The 16,894-nt window shown below is 46.6% G+C and carries 11 protein-coding genes, 1 rRNA gene and 1 riboswitch; of the genes, 5 read left to right on the plus strand and 7 right to left on the minus strand.

The genetic code is table 11. The annotated features are described in order from the left end of the window. Positions 1-133 precede the first annotated feature (133 nt). From rrf to fusA, 3 genes are all read left to right on the plus strand, one after another. Positions 134-249, plus strand: a 5S ribosomal RNA gene (gene rrf / locus L5L91_RS11535). 704 nt (positions 250-953) lie between these two features. Next, entirely contained in the window at positions 954-2,408 is a 1,455-nt protein-coding gene (locus L5L91_RS11540) for a diguanylate cyclase (RefSeq protein ID WP_263236588.1), read from the plus strand. A gap of 440 nt (positions 2,409-2,848) precedes the next feature. After that, positions 2,849-4,942, plus strand: coding sequence for an elongation factor G (gene fusA, locus L5L91_RS11545; protein ID WP_107402610.1), 2,094 nt, complete (start codon positions 2,849-2,851; stop codon positions 4,940-4,942). 153 nt (positions 4,943-5,095) lie between these two features. Here the strand turns inward: fusA and L5L91_RS11550 are convergent, their stop codons facing one another. Continuing rightward, entirely contained in the window at positions 5,096-5,983 is an 888-nt protein-coding gene (locus tag L5L91_RS11550) for a LysR family transcriptional regulator (RefSeq protein ID WP_168822466.1), read from the minus strand. Positions 5,984-6,076: 93 nt separating this feature from the next. Between L5L91_RS11550 and L5L91_RS11555 the strand changes: the two genes are divergently transcribed. Beyond that, the gene (locus L5L91_RS11555) at positions 6,077-6,229 is read left to right on the plus strand and encodes a hypothetical protein (protein ID WP_263143059.1); all 153 of its coding nucleotides are present in this window, start codon (positions 6,077-6,079) and stop codon (positions 6,227-6,229) included. 268 nt (positions 6,230-6,497) lie between these two features. Here L5L91_RS11555 and L5L91_RS11560 read toward each other — a convergent pair whose 3' ends face one another. From L5L91_RS11560 to L5L91_RS11585, 6 genes are all read right to left on the minus strand, one after another. Next, positions 6,498-6,929: a nitrate reductase cytochrome c-type subunit gene (locus L5L91_RS11560; protein WP_263170176.1), complete on the minus strand. Its 432-nt coding sequence runs from the start codon at positions 6,927-6,929 to the stop codon at positions 6,498-6,500. Further along, positions 6,926-9,421, minus strand: a complete 2,496-nt coding sequence (napA, locus tag L5L91_RS11565; RefSeq protein ID WP_263236589.1) for a nitrate reductase catalytic subunit NapA — start codon at positions 9,419-9,421, stop codon at positions 6,926-6,928. The genes L5L91_RS11560 and napA overlap by 4 nt, the downstream gene beginning before the upstream one ends. Beyond that, the gene (locus tag L5L91_RS11570) at positions 9,418-9,687 is read right to left on the minus strand and encodes a chaperone NapD (protein ID WP_071940060.1); all 270 of its coding nucleotides are present in this window, start codon (positions 9,685-9,687) and stop codon (positions 9,418-9,420) included. Before L5L91_RS11570 ends, napA begins: the two co-directional genes overlap by 4 nt. 438 nt (positions 9,688-10,125) lie before the next feature. Further along, positions 10,126-11,325, minus strand: coding sequence for a lipocalin-like domain-containing protein (locus L5L91_RS11575; RefSeq protein WP_263163870.1), 1,200 nt, complete (start codon positions 11,323-11,325; stop codon positions 10,126-10,128). Beyond that, entirely contained in the window at positions 11,325-13,979 is a 2,655-nt protein-coding gene (locus L5L91_RS11580; protein ID WP_263163868.1) for an ABC transporter permease, read from the minus strand. The genes L5L91_RS11575 and L5L91_RS11580 overlap by 1 nt, the downstream gene beginning before the upstream one ends. Continuing rightward, positions 13,969-14,643, minus strand: a complete 675-nt coding sequence (locus L5L91_RS11585; protein ID WP_173246740.1) for an ABC transporter ATP-binding protein — start codon at positions 14,641-14,643, stop codon at positions 13,969-13,971. The genes L5L91_RS11580 and L5L91_RS11585 overlap by 11 nt, the downstream gene beginning before the upstream one ends. Positions 14,644-15,090: 447 nt before the next feature. Continuing rightward, a riboswitch (glycine riboswitch) is annotated at positions 15,091-15,220 on the plus strand. Positions 15,221-15,470: 250 nt separating this feature from the next. Between L5L91_RS11585 and L5L91_RS11590 the strand changes: the two genes are divergently transcribed. Beyond that, positions 15,471-16,829, plus strand: coding sequence for an alanine/glycine:cation symporter family protein (locus L5L91_RS11590; protein ID WP_263163866.1), 1,359 nt, complete (start codon positions 15,471-15,473; stop codon positions 16,827-16,829). Positions 16,830-16,894 lie beyond the last annotated feature (65 nt).

Here is a 16,894-nt window from a genome sequence, read left to right on the forward strand (position 1 = left end):
CAGATGGGTTTTGCTAAGCGAACTTAGACAGAATATAAACACTTAATGAAGTGTGGACTCAAACAAAGCAAATCAGCTTTCCGAATTATTATTAACGTGGTCCAGAGATGGACACGGTAATAAACAGAATTTGCTTGGTGACAATAGCCTTGTGGAACCACCTGATCCCATCCCGAACTCAGAAGTGAAACGCAAACGCGCCGATGGTAGTGTGGGGTCTCCCCATGTGAGAGTAGGTCATCGCCAAGCGCCTAATTATCTCATTGAGATGTAATGAAGCCAGCTGAATAAGCTGGCTTTTTTGCATTCGCAATTTGTTAAATCCAGCCTAGTGTCTATTTAATTAGTCAGTTTTCCTCCTATTTTTCTCTCGATAATCCCTTTTTTACCTTCCACGATACGAATAATTTGCACCATTTGGCTTTATATCAATTCTATTAATATCCGCGACAACGGTTCTATCAGATTCAGTTCCGGAGAATAAGGCTGCAGTTTTATCTCAGATTATAAAATCTTCTGCCATCTTTGTTTGATGCCCCCGCACAGTCCATCATGATCGCGGTATAGCGGCCAAAGAACGTAGCTTCAGAAGTTAAGGCGAGGTGCAGCTGCATATAATCGTGGTTTGCAAAAGGCGTTATGATGACTTTGGATGGCGAGTAAGGGGGGGTATTTAGGATAGCCCTGATGAAACAAGCGATAAATATTGGCTTTTTAAAATGTGATACCAAACTCAGATTGAGTGAATTTAGGACTGAGTGAACTTAGCAACGTTCTTTCCCATCAACTGATCACCTTATGAAAATAAGTTTTGCTGATGTACGAAGGCGTTAAGACACAATGGACAAACGAGCGTTTCGTATAAGCAATGATGGGAATTGGTATTGTGTGGTTTTCACGTATACACTTTTTTACATTCCCCATCTAGCATCAGCTTTTAGGTTGAAATTTCAATGGAATTGCGTGGCTTATTGAGGTTATTGTCGCTATTGCTGTGTATGCCAGTACTGGTGAATGCTGATCGTTTCATGGTGTCTAGTGCTAAACTTGCGGATCAAGATGTTAGCGTCAAGTCTGCTGTGATAGTCCGTTATTGCGTTGATCCTGATTGGTTGCCCTATGAAGGAATACGAGAAGGTAAGCATCTGGGGATTTCATCGGACTATATTCGTCATGTTGAGTCACATTCTTCCCTTAAGTTTCAGCTAGTGCGGACATCTTCTTGGACCGAAACTTTATCTTTTTTGCAAAGTGGTCAGTGCGATTTAACCCCTATGTTGAATAAAACGCTAATACGCGAGACTTATCTGCACTTCAGTGATGTCTATTTCCGCTCACCAAATGTGCTTGTTTCACTTAAAGAACAGCCTTTTCTGCAAGGATTGGAGAATATCAATACGCGTATTTTAGCCGTGCCCAAAGGTTATCGTTTAGCTGAGTATATTCAGCATTATTATCCTCAGATAGAGATGCTTACTGTTGCCAGTGAACCTGCGGGATTGCAGTCGGTTCTGGATAAACGTGCAGATCTGTTTGTTGGGTCAATGTTTTCGGTTAACGCTTACATTCAACAAATGGGATTTGAACATTTAAAAATTGCGGGTTGGGGCGGGCCGGAAGATGAGTTACGGATGGGGGTCGCTTATGGTCAAGAGTCCTTGTTACCTGTGATAAATAAAGCCTTAAACACTGTGAGTGAGCAAGAGCGGATCACGATTTATCAGAAGTGGAATAATGTGACTGTGATAGATGAGACTAACTATTCGCTTGTGTATCAAATTATCTGCGCGACGTGTCTGTTGCTCCTAATGTTGGGGGCGAGAACTTACTTTATGAGTCAATATAATCGAAGATTAACCGATAAGAATAAACAGTTGGAAACTTTACGCGAACAGCTTGAAGCGTCAAATGCCGAACTCGAATTTTTATCTACCCACGACCCCTTAACTAAATTGTATAACCGACATTACTTTAATCGCTTTTTTATTAATAACGAGCTGCATGATAAATCTGCTGGGGCAGGCATGTGCCTTGTAATGATTGATATCGACTACTTTAAAGAGATTAATGACACGCTAGGGCATAACGTCGGCGATCGCATTCTTGAGCAAGTGTCACAGGTATTACAGCACTGTGTGCGTGATTCTGATGTGGTCGCACGTTGGGGGGGCGAAGAATTTGTGATCCTCTGCCAACAGTCATCATTGCCATTAGTTGAAAGCTTGTGTGTGCGGATTGCGCAGAGGATTAACAATTATCAATTTACTGACAATGTTCACTTAACTTGTAGTTTTGGTATAGCTAAGCTCGCAGAAAACGAACCTATACAATTGTGTTTTGAGCGGGCAGATCGAGCCCTTTATCGTGCTAAAGCACAAGGGCGTAATCAAATGTGCATCGACACGTAAGGGTTTACTCAAGACTGATTTGTGGTTATTTGGCTAAAAGACTGCGATTGAAGTGAGTCGCGGATGTCATCTCTATTTTGGAGATAGGTATAACATGATTGTTCTAGCATCCATGCTTGCAGGTTAATGTTTGATGTTTGTACTGACGATATGATCGAAATCCCTTGAAAATCGCCTTATCCCATTAAAATGAGGTTTATTTAACGGTTTTTATTGATTGAGTGAAAAATAAGCTAAAGTGTTTTACTTATCTGTTTTAGTTCGTGTTTATGGCTATTTATCTAAATTATTACGCGACTTTATCGTGAAAAAGTACTCTAGCCATTTGCGCCGAGCAGGGTTCCAATTTACAATATGCGCCTAAAATAATCTGATGTGCGGTGTGTCGGTGTTTGTCGCATACTCCGTCTACTTCTTAAACTACTCATTAAAGTTGAATCATGACCGAATTATCCAAATACAGAAACATTGGTATCTTCGCTCACGTTGACGCGGGTAAAACCACGACCACCGAGCGTATCCTTAAGTTAACAGGAAGAATCCATAAAGCCGGTGAGACTCACGATGGCGAATCTACCACTGACTTCATGGTACAGGAAGCTGAGCGCGGTATTACTATTCAGTCTGCTGCTGTAAGTTGCTTCTGGAGAGATCACCGTTTCAACGTTATCGACACTCCAGGACACGTTGACTTCACCGTTGAAGTTTATCGTTCTCTGAAAGTGCTTGATGGCGGTATCGGTGTATTCTGTGGTTCAGGCGGTGTTGAGCCTCAATCAGAAACTAACTGGCGCTATGCGAACGAATCTGAAGTTGCGCGTATTATCTTCGTAAACAAGTTAGACCGTATGGGTGCTGACTTCTTACGCGTAGTTAAGCAAACTAAAGACGTATTAGCTGCTACTCCACTGGTTATGGTTCTGCCAATCGGTGTTGAAGACGAATTCACTGGTGTTGTTGATCTGTTATCTCGTAAAGCATACGTGTGGGATGAGTCTGGTTTACCAGAAAACTTTAATATCCAAGATGTACCTGCTGACATGGTTGACATGGTTGAAGAATACCGTGAAATGCTGATCGAAACTGCCGTTGAGCAAGACGATGCTGTGATGGAAGCGTACATGGAAGGCGAAGAGCCATCTATCGAAGATATCAAGCGTTGTATCCGCAAAGGTACTCGTACTATGGCTTTCTTCCCAACATACTGTGGTTCTGCGTTCAAGAACAAAGGTATGCAACTGGTTCTTGATGCTGTTGTTGATTATTTACCAGCACCAGACGAAGTTGAACCACAGCCATTAACTGACGAAGAAGGCAACGAAACTGGCGAATTCGCTATCGTTTCTGCTGATGAGCCATTAAAAGCGTTAGCGTTCAAAATCATGGATGACCGTTTCGGTGCCCTGACTTTCGTACGTATCTACTCAGGCCGTCTGAAGAAGGGTGATACCATCCTGAACAGCGCGACTGGCAAGACTGAACGTATCGGCCGTATGTGTGAAATGCTAGCTGATGACCGTATTGAAATTGAATCTGCTCAAGCTGGCGACATTATCGCTATCGTGGGTATGAAGAACGTTCAAACTGGTCACACTTTATGTGACGTGAAACACCCAGTTACCTTAGAAGCTATGGTGTTCCCAGAGCCAGTTATCTCTATCGCAGTAGCGCCAAAAGATAAAGGCGGTTCTGAGAAAATGGGTATCGCAATCGGTAAGATGATCGCTGAAGATCCATCATTCCGCGTAGAAACTGACGAAGATTCAGGTGAAACCATCCTTAAAGGTATGGGCGAACTTCACTTAGATATCAAAGTAGACATTCTGAAGCGTACTTATGGTGTTGAATTGATCGTAGGTGAGCCACAAGTTGCTTACCGTGAAACCATTACTCAAATGGTTGAAGATCAATACACTCACAAGAAACAATCAGGTGGTTCTGGTCAATTCGGTAAGATCGAATATATCATCCGCCCAGGTGAGCCAAACACTGGTTTCGTGTTCAAATCTTCAGTTGTTGGTGGTAGCGTTCCGAAGGAATTCTGGCCAGCAGTTGAGAAAGGTTTCGCGAGCATGATGAACACAGGTACTATCGCTGGCTTCCCAGTGTTAGACGTTGAGTTCGAATTAACTGACGGTGCATTCCACGCAGTTGACTCATCAGCAATCGCGTTCGAAATCGCTGCTAAAGGCGCTTTCCGTCAGTCTATCGCTAAAGCTAAACCACAACTTCTTGAGCCAATCATGAAAGTTGACGTGTTCAGCCCAGATGACAACGTGGGTGACGTGATCGGTGACTTAAACCGTCGTCGCGGCATGATCAAAGACCAAGTTGCTGGTGTAACAGGTGTTCGCGTTAAAGCTGACGTACCGTTATCAGAAATGTTTGGTTATATCGGTACTTTACGTACAATGACTTCTGGTCGTGGTCAGTTCTCTATGGAGTTCTCACACTACAGCCAATGTCCAGCTAGCGTAGCTGAGAAAGTTGTTGCTCAAGTTAAAGAACGTAAGGCTGCTGAAGCTAAGAAGTAATTCTTAACTTACCTTAGCTAATAAAAACCGCTGTCGGCCTCTAGGCTCTCAGCGGTTTTTTTTATGGGAGAGATCCAACTGTAATCACCCGCTACGGCTGACGAAGTTTCGTATCTCGTTGTTTAAAATAATATTAGTTCTCGCTTTATTTTCTCAGCCTTCAGTTTTTTGTTTACTCAATTCGAGCAAGGCCTTGGCTGCTGGTGTTAAAGGTAAACTTTGGCGCCAAATAAGCGCCAGATCCCATGTCATTGCGGGCTGCATAGGTTTAAAGACCAGTTTACTGGTGCTTAATCGATTGCAGATAGGCTCAGGTAAAATAGCGACGCCCATATCGGCTTCGACCATGGCGGCAAGGAAATCCCACTGACCGCTGCGAAAGGCAATATTGAGTTGAACACCTGCTTTGCGACTGAGGCGATTAATCAGTTTAGCAAGGGAGAAGTCTTCGTTGTAGAGGATAAAAGGATAGGGTTGGAAGTCCTGCCATTTTAAGTGGTCTTTCTCGGCTAAGGGATGTCCTTCAGGCAGGCATGCGAGTAAAGGGTACTTAGTCAGGGGTTGGTTGACGAGTTCTGTCTCATGGGTCGTGGGGAGCGCAGTAAAGGCGATATCGAGACTGTTATTGAGCAATGCTTGTTCGCAGCCGAATCCACCGTACTCATACATGTGTAGTTCAACTCCCGGATAACGCTTACGATAGCTAGTGAGCAAACCAATAATAAGACTGCTCATCATAGGACATACACCCAGTCGCAACCGCCCCGATTTAAGACCGCTAAGGTTACTCATGTCCTCCTGCAGTCTATGCCATTGGCCGAGGATTTCCCGTGCACTGTGCTCAAAGAGCTGACCAGCTTGAGTTAACTCAACCTTTTGGTTATTTCGGATCAGCAAGGTTTCACCAAGGCTTTCTTCAAGTCTCTGTATTATTTTGCTTAGTGTCGGCTGGGTGATAAAACATTTCTGCGCGGCGCGGGTAAAGTTTTCAGTTTCCACTAAGGTTAGAAAACACTGTAAGGTCTTGATTGGGATGTTCATGCTCAAATGGAATCCATATTATGGAATTTATTCATTTTACTAATGATAGCCTAAGTATTACTTTGACCTTGTTAACAAAACAGGGGAATACCGATGAAATCAAGTTCAAGTCTGTGGGTAGGTGCTTTGTGGCAGGCGGCTATGCCTGTGGCAAAAGATGTGCAAAACGCTAAAGCGGCGCAAGTAACTAAAACGGCTCCAGCGGGTAATTTGCATAAAGCAAAACAACAAGTAAACCCAGCCTAGGCTGGGTTTTTACTTTTCTGTGTTTTAGATTCTGCTCTTATTTTTATTTCCCTCGATTCTCACTTTGCCTTTTTAACTTCTGCTCAATCCCTTCCTTGGTGAAAGTACTGTTCAGCAACGGACGCTGAACCAGCGATAGACGTTTAGTCTTATATTTACTTGAATACTCATTACTGGCTCTAAGCTAACTCATTAGGATTGGATGCTTAAATAGCAAAAAAGCCATCCTCATAAACTCGGGTGGCTTTGCTCTGCAGGGGAGTGTGGTTTACTGGACGGAGAATTGATTCTCGACGAGTGGTTGCTTGTTTTCGGCCTGAGCGACATGGCATTGAGTACAGGCATAGTTATGTCCGTTAACTGTGCCTTTATCATCAATCACGTGGGATTTAGCTACTGGTGTGGCTTTCATGCGTTTTGCCTTGTCCCAACTATGGCAGCTTAAACAGCCATTTTTATCTAAGGTGATCTTGTAATCGTCCTTATGTGGGATGAGCGGTGGTTGCTCGCTAAAACTGCGCTCAATAGAGGTGCCGCGACTAGGATAAATCGCCATGGCATTGGCTGGGCGAATGTCGGTGATCGCCATGTTTCCTGCGAGGGATTGAATATTAACTGGTGCTACGTTGGTGTCGGTTTGCTGACCTGAACAGCCGGTAATGGCGACGAGTAACGCAGTTAAGGTGAGTATTTTTCTCATTGGTTATTCTCCGCCTTGAAGACTTTCACTGGGCATTTTTTAAAGTCAGTTTCTTTTGACAGGGGATCGGTTGCATCCAATATCAGTTTGTTGACTAACTGGCGCGCATCGAAGAAAGGCATAAATACTACGCCGCGTGGCGGTTTGTTACGGCCTTTGGTTTCAACTCGGGTTTTCACTTCACCGCGCGGTGAAGCCACTATGACTTCGTCACCACGTTGTACGCCGCGAGCTTTCGCATCTTCTGGATGCATGAAAATTTGCGCGTCGGGGTAGGCACGGTAAAGCTCTGGTACGCGGGCTGTCATCGAGCCAGTGTGCCAATGCTCCAGCACGCGGCCAGTCGACATCCATAAATCGTATTCTTCATTCGGCTCTTCGACGGCGGGCTCATAGGGCAGGGCGAAAATCACCGCTTTGCCATCTGGCTTGCCATAGAATTTAAAGCCTTCACCCGCTTTGACATAAGGATCGCTCCCCTCAACGAAACGACGCAGCGTTTCTTTGCCATTAACGACTGGCCAGCGTAGGCCGCGGGTTTCGTGGTAACGGTCAAAGTCGGCTAAATCATGGCCATGGCCACGACCGAAAGCTGCATATTCTTCGAAAATGCCTTTTTGCAGGTAGAAACCGAAGTGTTCGCTCTCATCGTTTAATTCGGCTTTGCAATCGGAAGTTGGGAACTTGTCGATCACGCCATTGGCAAATAGCACTTCATATAAGGTTTTATCCGCGTATTCCGGTTGTTTGGCTATCAGTTCGGCTGGCCAGACTTCGGAGACTTTGAATCGTTTCGAAAATTCGACTAGTTGCCACAGATCTGAGGTTGCGCCTTCTGGGGCTTTTACTTGCTGATGCCACATATGAGTACGGCGCTCGGCGTTGCCGTAAGCTCCTTCTTTTTCAACCCACATTGCTGTTGGCAAAATTAAATCTGCCGCCATGGCTGTGATGGTTGGATAAGGATCTGAAACCACGATAAAGTTTTCTGGGTTACGAAAGCCAGGGTAAATCTCATCGTTGATGTTAGGGCCTGCCTGCATATTATTGGTACACATGGTCCAGTAGCAGTTGAGCTTGCCATCTTTGAGCATACGGCTCTGGAGTACGGCATGGTAGCCAGGTTTGGCGGGAATGGTCCCTTCAGGCACTTGCCATAGCTTTTCGGTAATGGCGCGGTGCTTGTCGTTAGTGACTTCCATATCGGCGGGTAAACGGTGGGCGAAAGTACCGACTTCACGTGCAGTACCGCAAGCCGAAGGTTGACCTGTTAATGAGAAAGGACTGTTACCCGGTGTGGCAATTTTGCCCGTGAGCAAATGGATGTTGTAAAGCATGTTGTTCGCCCACACGCCGCGAACGTGTTGGTTAATGCCCATGGTCCACAGGCTCATGATTTTCACCTTAGGGTCGGCATAGGCTTTGGCTAAAATCTCCAGCTTCTCTGGCTCGACGCCACTCATCTTAGCGGCATATTCCAGCGTATAAGTGCTGACAAACTTGGCATACTCGTCAAAGCTAATGGGCGTGGATTTACCATTGCCCGGATTTTTGGCTTTTTTCTCTAACGGATGTTCGGGACGCAGACCATAGCCAATATCGTCAACCCCAAGGGCAAACTTAGTGTGTTTGGTGACAAAGTCGGTATTAACGGCTTTATTTTCAATAATGTAATTGGCGATATAGTTGAGGATCACTAAGTCCGACTGTGGGCGGAACACCATAGGGTTATCGGCTAAATCGAAGCTGCGGTTCTCAAAGGTCGACAGCACATGCACTCGGCACGTTGGACTGCTTAAACGTCTATCGGATATTCGTGCCCACAGAATTGGGTGCATCTCCGCCATGTTTGCGCCCCAGAGCACAAACTGATCGGCGGCTTCTAAATCGTCATAACAACCCATGGGCTCATCGATACCGAAGGTGCGCATAAAGCCGCCTACGGCTGAGGCCATGCAGTGGCGCGCATTGGGATCTATGTTGTTGGTAAGGAAACCTGCTTTATGAAGTTTAGAGGCGGCATAACCTTCCCAAATAGTCCATTGACCAGAGCCAAACATACCTACCGACGTCGGGCCTTTGGTGGCGAGACTGTGTTTCCATTTCGCGGCCATAGTATCGAAGGCCACATCCCAGCTGACTGGGGTGAACTCACCTTCTTTATGGTATTTGCCGTCTTTCATCCGCAGCAATGGCGTGGTTAATCTGTCCTTGCCGTACATGATTTTTGATAGGAAATAACCTTTAATACAGTTAAGGCCACGGTTGACTGGACTTTCAGGATCGCCCTTAGTGGCGACCACTTTGCCCGCTTGGGTGCCCACTAATACGCTACACCCCACACCGCAGAAACGGCAGGGAGCTTTATCCCACTTGATACTGTCAGCTTGTTCGGCGGCTTCGACCATCTTAATGGGAAGTGTGACGCCAACGGCCGTCGCAGCGGCAACCGCTGCGTTGGCCTTGAGAAACTCGCGGCGGCTTATGCTCATAATATTTCCTCACTCTCTTGTACTAAGGGTTCTACTTGGTGGTAAATCAAGCTGGCAGATAACACGCCGGACAGGGCATTGATGGCTTCAATATTGTCAAGAATCGCTCTTTGGCTACTCCCTTCTAGGGTAACGACCAATTTTCCTTCGGGTGTAATTGCATGAATATCAGTACCCACTAATGCGCGGATATTGGCTTCAACCTGCTGTAAGGTTTTAGGCGTGGCATGCACCACAAGGCTGGTGACGTGGTATTCCTGACTCATACTGGATGACCTGTAGTAGCGTAAACTCGGTTACTTAAGATTAAAAAGGAGGGTAACCGAGTGCTGATACTGGCGAGTCTAGACCTGATAAAAAATGTGGGTATACCTCACAAGAGGTATTGAAAGCGATAGTCGATCCGGATCAAAGTTTTGCGAGTGATCTAACTCCCAGTTTGATATTTAAGCGGTTAGCACTGTCGTCACTAGGACATAGTGAGGAGTACATTTATGGAGAATACTATTGTGCATATCTGGAACCCGTGAACATTAACGGAAGCACAAGTGTGTAGATAGGAATCCTATACTTTTTACCAATTACAGGTGTTTATAAAATTTCTGAGTAAGAGCAATAGCTGACGTGCATGTTTGCAAAATCCTTCGATAGAACATATTTAGGAATAATTAGTTATATTCACATTGTTTAGTATATATAAGACGTTAATAGCCCGTTAGCTCCATATAACCCGTACCTGTATGGCTGCCAGAGAGATGCACTGGGCCTTCCCAGTAGGGCGTTGATAATGGCATAGCGCTATTGGGATTGAGCGGGGTGATAGTGAGATCGATATTTTCGCTGGGGATTTTGACTTGCCAGCTAACGGGATAGTCGCCATTGACTGTGTGTTGCCATCTAAGAGGCGTCATCTGAATGTCATTGGGATTGTCAGTGGAATTAATGTTGCGCCCTGTGCCATCGGCAAACATTCTTCTGGCGCTATAAAATGCTGAGATAGGTGCATTCTTTGCGGACTCTGCCGGAGACTGATCCCGTAGCTGAAACAACATCAGCGTCGAGCCATCATTTAACCTGAGCGCGAACCAATCCCAGCCCTGTTGCGTTTTAGTGAGGAATTGCGAGCTCCATTCCCTGTCGAGCCAACCTTGGCCTGTGACTTGCTCCACTTTGTCATTGCGGTTGATTTCACCTGAAATTTCAATAAAGGGTTGGCTGTAATAGTAAGAGGCTACTTGGCCGTCGCGGCTTTTAAGGCTATAGCCGTTAACGCCTTGGTATTGCAGTGGCGCTTGGCTATTAAGTTGAAGTCGATAGCTAAAATCAGAATTCTCCACCGTTAAGGTCGCGGGAAAGAGTGCATTGGTTTCGCTCTGCCAGTGCCAGTTATCGAGGCGGATTTGATAAGGATCTAATTTTACCTCGGCAAACTCGCTATGACGGCGTGACCACTTTTCGTTGGCCAAGTGAGCATTACTCGAGGTTAATGCACTGTGGGCTAAATAAAGCTGCTGAGTCTCCCAAGTGGATTCACTTTTGGGCGTTGCATCTGTTACTTGCGGAACTGTTGTTTGTGGAGCGATTGTTTGCAGAGTTGTGGGTTTCAGGGCGACTCTAAACTGCGTCCACTGGGCGCCGAGTTGCTCACCTTTCTCTGTGGTCAAATTCGCGGTTAGATACCACCATTCTTGGCGAAAACTGTTATGTGCTAAGTGATCCCGCGGAAATTCAAATCTATAGCCGGGAACAACAGGCGTAAAAGCTAAATCATCTTGATTAGTCGAGGTTTTCCCCACCACATTGGCCATGGATTTGGACTGAGTGTTTTGCGTCGATGGCGTTTTATCACAGCCGCCGATAAGCATTAACCCAACTACTGCCCATACAATACTGAGTGTTTTCATCACAGTGTCTCCTGCTGCAGACTGGCGACCAGTGGCTTGCGGGTTTGCCAATACAGCGGTAAGAGTACGGCTAAGGTGCAGGTGGTTAAGGCAATCAGTATTGCATGGCCGTAAGCTTGCCAATCCCAAATCATTTTTATCGTCCAGCCAAAGGCTTGCAAGGTGATCTTATTAATAAGTAGGTAACCTAACAGCGCGCCCGTTGGCATAGCGAGCAGGCAAGTGATCAGTACCACAATCAACATTTGCATAAACACCATACCGCGCAGAGCATTACGACTGACGCCGAGGGAATACAGCCGTGCCAGTGGCGCTTGCCTTGCCTGAGTCAACATTAAGCAGGCACTAAAGAGGCCAATCGCGGCGACAATCAAGGTTAAACTATTCAGCACTAAGGTAATGGAAAAAGTGCGTTTAAACATAGCGATAGCTTGGGTTTTAATCTTAGTTTGGCTGTAGATTTGCGCTTGGGATAAACCTAGCTCAGTCGCCAGTTGGACTTGTAGTTGATCCAGTTCTGCTTCACTTATCCTACTGCCTTGCTCTTTACCGCGAAAACTTGCCGCTAAACTCACCGGCAGTACAGGTAACTGGGCCCGTTGCCAAAGTGGCTGGCTGATAATGACCTCGTTTCGGGTATTGCCGTGGTCATAATAAATGCCGCCAATAATGGCTTTGCTGTTACCTGTTTTCTCAAGCACATCCAATGACACAGTATCACCAAGCTGTAATTGGTATTTGATGGCTAGAGGTTCGCTCACCAATACAATGGGTGCATTAAAGTAGGATTGCCACAATGTGGGCAGGCTTTCCTTAAGCGCACTGGTGTGCCGAGTCGAAAATTCATCGCGGCTGAGTAGGCTCACCGGAATCGTCTGCTCGCTCGGATTATCCGTTGAAACTGGCAGTGAAAGCTGGGCTTCAATCTGCCACTGCTGATAAAGACCGCTAACTCTTGGATCGTGCATCAATTGGGTTTGAATAGTGTCGATACGCTGGCTTGGTGGGCGGATATAGAGATCGGCATGCAAGCGAGTTTCTAGCCAAGATCGCAGGGTTTGTTCGAAGCTTCCAACGAGGGTGTTCATCGACACATTGGCACTGAGCGCCAGTAAGATCGCCATCATAGCCAAGGAAAGCGGTGCAATAAGCTCACGGGTTTCGGCGAGCAGATATTGCCATAATCCAGGACGCGCCAAGGGCATTAACGCACTGACGCCCCAATGCAATAATTGCGGCAACAATAAGGGAATAGCGATAGCGACGATACCGAGCAACACTAAGCTGATGTTATAGCTTTGGCTGAAGGGAAACAGCAGAGCCGCTAAGGTCAATAAGCCACAGGCTAAGGCAAATTGAATGCTATGGTTTTTGCGGTGTGCCTGCATTTGCTGATAACGATTCGCCCCTTGTGCAAGCGCTTGGCGCGTAAGATCTAAATACAAGGGCAAGCAAGCGGCGAGCGCGGCAATTAAGGTGAGGGCAATTGCCTCAAAAAGCCAAGTCCATTGCCAAATACCGGGGAGCAAGTGGGCGCCATACATTTGCTCTAAGGTCATGGCGATCATAGGTTGCAGCCAGTGGCTGAGTTGCAAACCACTGATAAAGCCCAAACTTGAACCTATGACAACTAACAAAATTAATTCGAACATCAGCGCCGTCATCAAGGCGCGGCGCTCGATTCCCTGTTGTAATAATTGCACTAATAGTTTTTGCCGTTTCATTAGGCTGTAGCGCACACCGTTGTAGGCGATAAAGAGGCCGACAACGAAGGCTAACATGCTCATAGCATTAAGATTAAGATGAAAACTGCGGGTCAGCGCTATCAGCGCTTGACCTTGATCTTGCTGGCTAAAGCTGGCCTTGTGGGGCGTAATCCCTAAAGCGTCGAGTTGGGATTTTAGTTTAGGTAGGTTTTCTCGCTCACTGAACATGCCGATATAGCTCAATCTGCCTTGCATATTTAGTAATCGCTGGGCGAGGGACATATCGGCCAAGATGGCGCTGCCTAGACCAAAACTGTCATCAATTGCAATGATATCTAAGGTGCTATTTTCTAAAACAAGTTTACCTTCTGGTGCCACTTTGGCAGCTAGGCTGCGGCTCATTATTACTGTGGCTGCGCCGCTGAGGAGATCGGCAAGCGGTAAGTCATTCATCTGTGGTGAGGTGGCTGATTGTGTGTCAGTCGAGGCGTTACTTCTCGATTTTTGTAGTGTTAATGCAGCGATCAAATCGCTGCCTTCCAGTTGCCAGAACTGACCGTTTTTACCGGAGATTTTACCACTTACGACGGCGAGACTCTGACTTAATCCGGCTCGTCTCAAGGCGAAATAGACAGATTCATCTAAAGTGTTTTGTCCTAGGGGCGGCGTGAGTAGCACATCGGCGCGTTGACTCAGTAACTCAGTCGCATCGCTATAGCTGCGCACGGCATTGTCATTGGTTGCCTTGACTCCAATGAGCAGAGTGACGGCTAAGGCGATACCGAGCAGAATGGCACCTGCTTGTATGGGCGCATGGCGATAATGGGCGATAAAAACCTTTAGGCTGAGCCACGTCAGCCTCAGCCAAGTTTGCTTAAGTCCAGTCTGTTTAAGTTCTGTTTGCTTAAGCGCTGTGGGAGTCGCCTTAGTGAGCTGTTTATTGTTCATAAATAGCGACTGCACCTTGGGATAAGTGCCAACGTTTTTGCATAAAGGCTGCGCATTCTTCGCTGTGGGTGACCATTAAGATACTGGTTTGGCTTTCTCGTGCCAGTTCACACAGTAGTGCCATCACTTGTTTGCCCGATACATCATCTAAGTTACCTGTGGGTTCGTCGGCCAGTAGCAAGGTCGGTTTATGGGCTAAGGCGCGGGCGATGGCGACACGCTGTTGTTGACCGCCTGACAGGGCTTCAACTTGGCGGTGAAGTAATGGCATCAGCCCAAGTTTTTCAACCAGATAGTCACACCAAGGCGACCATGGCTGCGCGGTTAAACTTAAGGAGAAGGCGATATTGTCTTTCACGTTGAGTGGCGTGAGTAAGTTAAATTGCTGAAACACGACACCTAAGGAATTACGTCTGAAACGGCTCCAATCTTTGTCTTGCCAAGTTGAGGTGGACGCTTGTTCTAGCAAGATTTCACCCGAGTCTGGCGTTTCAAAGCCGGCAATCAGGTTGAGTAAGGTGCTTTTGCCGCTGCCGCTGGGACCTGTAAGCGCCACGGTTTCACCTCTGTGGATCTGTAGATTGACCGCTTGCAGCACTTGATGATATTGCTCACCATCGCGAAAGCCTTTGGTGACTTGGTTAAGCTTAGCGACGTCGGCCATTGAGCAACTCCTTTATATCCATTGGCGGCGGGTGTGGTAAGCAGTGTTTCAAACTGCGGCTGCAACTTACTTAGTGGCCGCAATTTAGCATTGCCATTCTATGTTCAAGGTAAAGCATTTTCTATTCAGATAGATACTGATTTTTCTTGTAATAGGATCATCCACGGAGTAACAAAACATAAATCGTCATTTGGTGTAAAAATAGTCAACTGGATTAAATCCTCCGCGAACTGTGAGCAAACGGCTTGAGCTGACGCCGCATTTGTTGCATTCTGTGCGTCCTGTTAGCTTGGGAGTAGATCTCAATCTAGCAATCCGTTCGGATGAAGGTAGCAGGAGAGTGGGGAATTGACCCCACACCGACGAGGCAACTTTGGTTTTACAGAAGCGAGTCTTCTTATGAAAACAAAGCACTCTTTCAGGTGCCGATAGGCGTGGACTGTTACTGGACGAGCCTCTGGAGAGACTACCAGTTGCACTCATTGTGCAATCAGGTGGCGCCGAAGGCGAAAGTGTCGTGGTGTTATTGTATAACCTGCGACGCGAAACGCTCAGGCAAAAGGACAGAGGAGAGGATGACTGCACAGTCCCTGTCGTTTGTCGTCGTGGGCTATTTTTACTCTTTTGCTTGAGATGGAGCACTTTTGCTCTTATTGAAAGCACTCGTGTAGAGCTCTCGCTTGCTACGCTTTTAGCGTTCAGCTTAGGCGATTCTCTGCCGAGATTAGGTCAAAATAGTTCGCTATAGCGTCCGACTGCGGCGCGTCACAGCCATTTCTTTTCCTCCTCCGTTTATTAATTTTGTTGTTTAATATTCGAGGAATATCATGAGTTTTCAAGCTTTTCTTGCCAGCATTAATAGCATAGTCTGGGGCCCAATCACCCTTTGTTTGCTGGTGGGCACGGGGATTTATCTCACTGCGCGCCTCAAGCTTATCCAAGTATTTCGTCTGCCGATGGCGATGGGATTGTTGTTTAAACCCGCCAAAGGTCATGGGGATTTATCTTCCTTTGCAGCGCTTTGTACGGCGCTGTCCGCCACTATCGGTACCGGTAATATTGTTGGCGTGGCGACGGCGATAAAAATGGGCGGGCCAGGGGCGTTATTTTGGATGTGGCTGGCGGCATTTTTCGGCATGGCGACTAAATATGCCGAGTGTATGTTGGCGGTAAAGTACCGTACCACCGATGCTCGTGGGCAGATTGCGGGTGGCCCTATGTATTATATCGAGCGCGGCCTTGGTCTACCTTGGATGGCGAAATTGTTCGCTCTCTTTGGGGTTGGTGTGGCCTTTTTCGGTATTGGTACTTTTGCACAGGTCAATGCCATTAGCGATGCGCTGACGATCGCCTTTGAGGTGCCGACTTGGTTAACCGCGGCCGTACTGACATTTTTAGTGGCCGCAGTTACCTTGGGTGGGGTTAAGCGTATTTCAAATGTGGCGCAAAAACTTGTGCCTGCGATGTCGATTGGTTATGTGCTGGCCTGCGTGTGGATCTTAGTCGGTTTCTCCGAGCAGATTTTACCCGCCTTAGCTTTAGTGCTTGAATCTGCCTTTACGCCACTCTCAGCTGCGGGGGGATTTTTAGGGGCGACAGTCGCGCAGGCGATTCAAATCGGTATTGCCCGCGGTGTGTTCTCGAACGAATCTGGATTAGGTAGTGCACCCATTGCCGCCGCTGCCGCTAAGACCAATGAACCCGTTGAGCAAGGTCTCGTCAGCATGACGGGTACTTTCTTCGATACCATTATCATTTGCACTATGACGGGGTTAGTGCTGATCATCACTGGGGTATGGAGTGGTGAGACTGCGGGTGCCGCGATGACGAGTGCTGCTTTTGCTCTGGGAGGCTCAGCGCTTGTGGGTCAGTATTTGGTGACTATTGCACTAGTGTGTTTTGCATTTACCACTATTTTGGGCTGGCATTATTATGGTGAACGCTGTTGGTATTACTTAGTTGGTGAGCGCGGATTACGCATGTATCAAGTGGTGTTTTTGGTACTGATTGCGGGTGGTGCTTTTATCAAACTGGATGTGATTTGGTTGTTGGCCGATACGGTTAATGGTTTGATGGCTATCCCTAACTTGATCGCCATTGTGGGCTTGAGGCATATCATTATCGCCGAAACCCAAAGCTATTTTGCTCGTATCTTACCTAATCAAACCTTAGAGACGGCTTATTAGTGTTTTTAAAACAATAAATTACTTCACATTATTTTAACTTTGACATTGTCGCCACTAAATTCTTC

Origin of the sequence: Shewanella sp. SM55, assembly GCF_025654025.1 — a bacterium.
GTDB lineage: Bacteria > Pseudomonadota > Gammaproteobacteria > Enterobacterales > Shewanellaceae > Shewanella > Shewanella oncorhynchi.

What these genes read in the sequence shown, in the direction of transcription:
- L5L91_RS11540 (WP_263236588.1), top strand. Translation starts at nt 954, where the DNA reads ATGGAATTGCGTGGCTTATTGAGGTTATTGTCGCTATTGCTGTGTATG.
- fusA (WP_107402610.1), top strand. Translation starts at nt 2,849, where the DNA reads ATGACCGAATTATCCAAATACAGAAACATTGGTATCTTCGCTCACGTT.
- L5L91_RS11550 (WP_168822466.1), bottom strand. Translation starts at nt 5,983, where the DNA reads ATGAACATCCCAATCAAGACCTTACAGTGTTTTCTAACCTTAGTGGAA.
- L5L91_RS11555 (WP_263143059.1), top strand. Translation starts at nt 6,077, where the DNA reads ATGAAATCAAGTTCAAGTCTGTGGGTAGGTGCTTTGTGGCAGGCGGCT.
- L5L91_RS11560 (WP_263170176.1), bottom strand. Translation starts at nt 6,929, where the DNA reads ATGAGAAAAATACTCACCTTAACTGCGTTACTCGTCGCCATTACCGGC.
- napA (WP_263236589.1), bottom strand. Translation starts at nt 9,421, where the DNA reads ATGAGCATAAGCCGCCGCGAGTTTCTCAAGGCCAACGCAGCGGTTGCC.
- L5L91_RS11570 (WP_071940060.1), bottom strand. Translation starts at nt 9,687, where the DNA reads ATGAGTCAGGAATACCACGTCACCAGCCTTGTGGTGCATGCCACGCCT.
- L5L91_RS11575 (WP_263163870.1), bottom strand. Translation starts at nt 11,325, where the DNA reads ATGAAAACACTCAGTATTGTATGGGCAGTAGTTGGGTTAATGCTTATC.
- L5L91_RS11580 (WP_263163868.1), bottom strand. Translation starts at nt 13,979, where the DNA reads ATGAACAATAAACAGCTCACTAAGGCGACTCCCACAGCGCTTAAGCAA.
- L5L91_RS11585 (WP_173246740.1), bottom strand. Translation starts at nt 14,643, where the DNA reads ATGGCCGACGTCGCTAAGCTTAACCAAGTCACCAAAGGCTTTCGCGAT.
- L5L91_RS11590 (WP_263163866.1), top strand. Translation starts at nt 15,471, where the DNA reads ATGAGTTTTCAAGCTTTTCTTGCCAGCATTAATAGCATAGTCTGGGGC.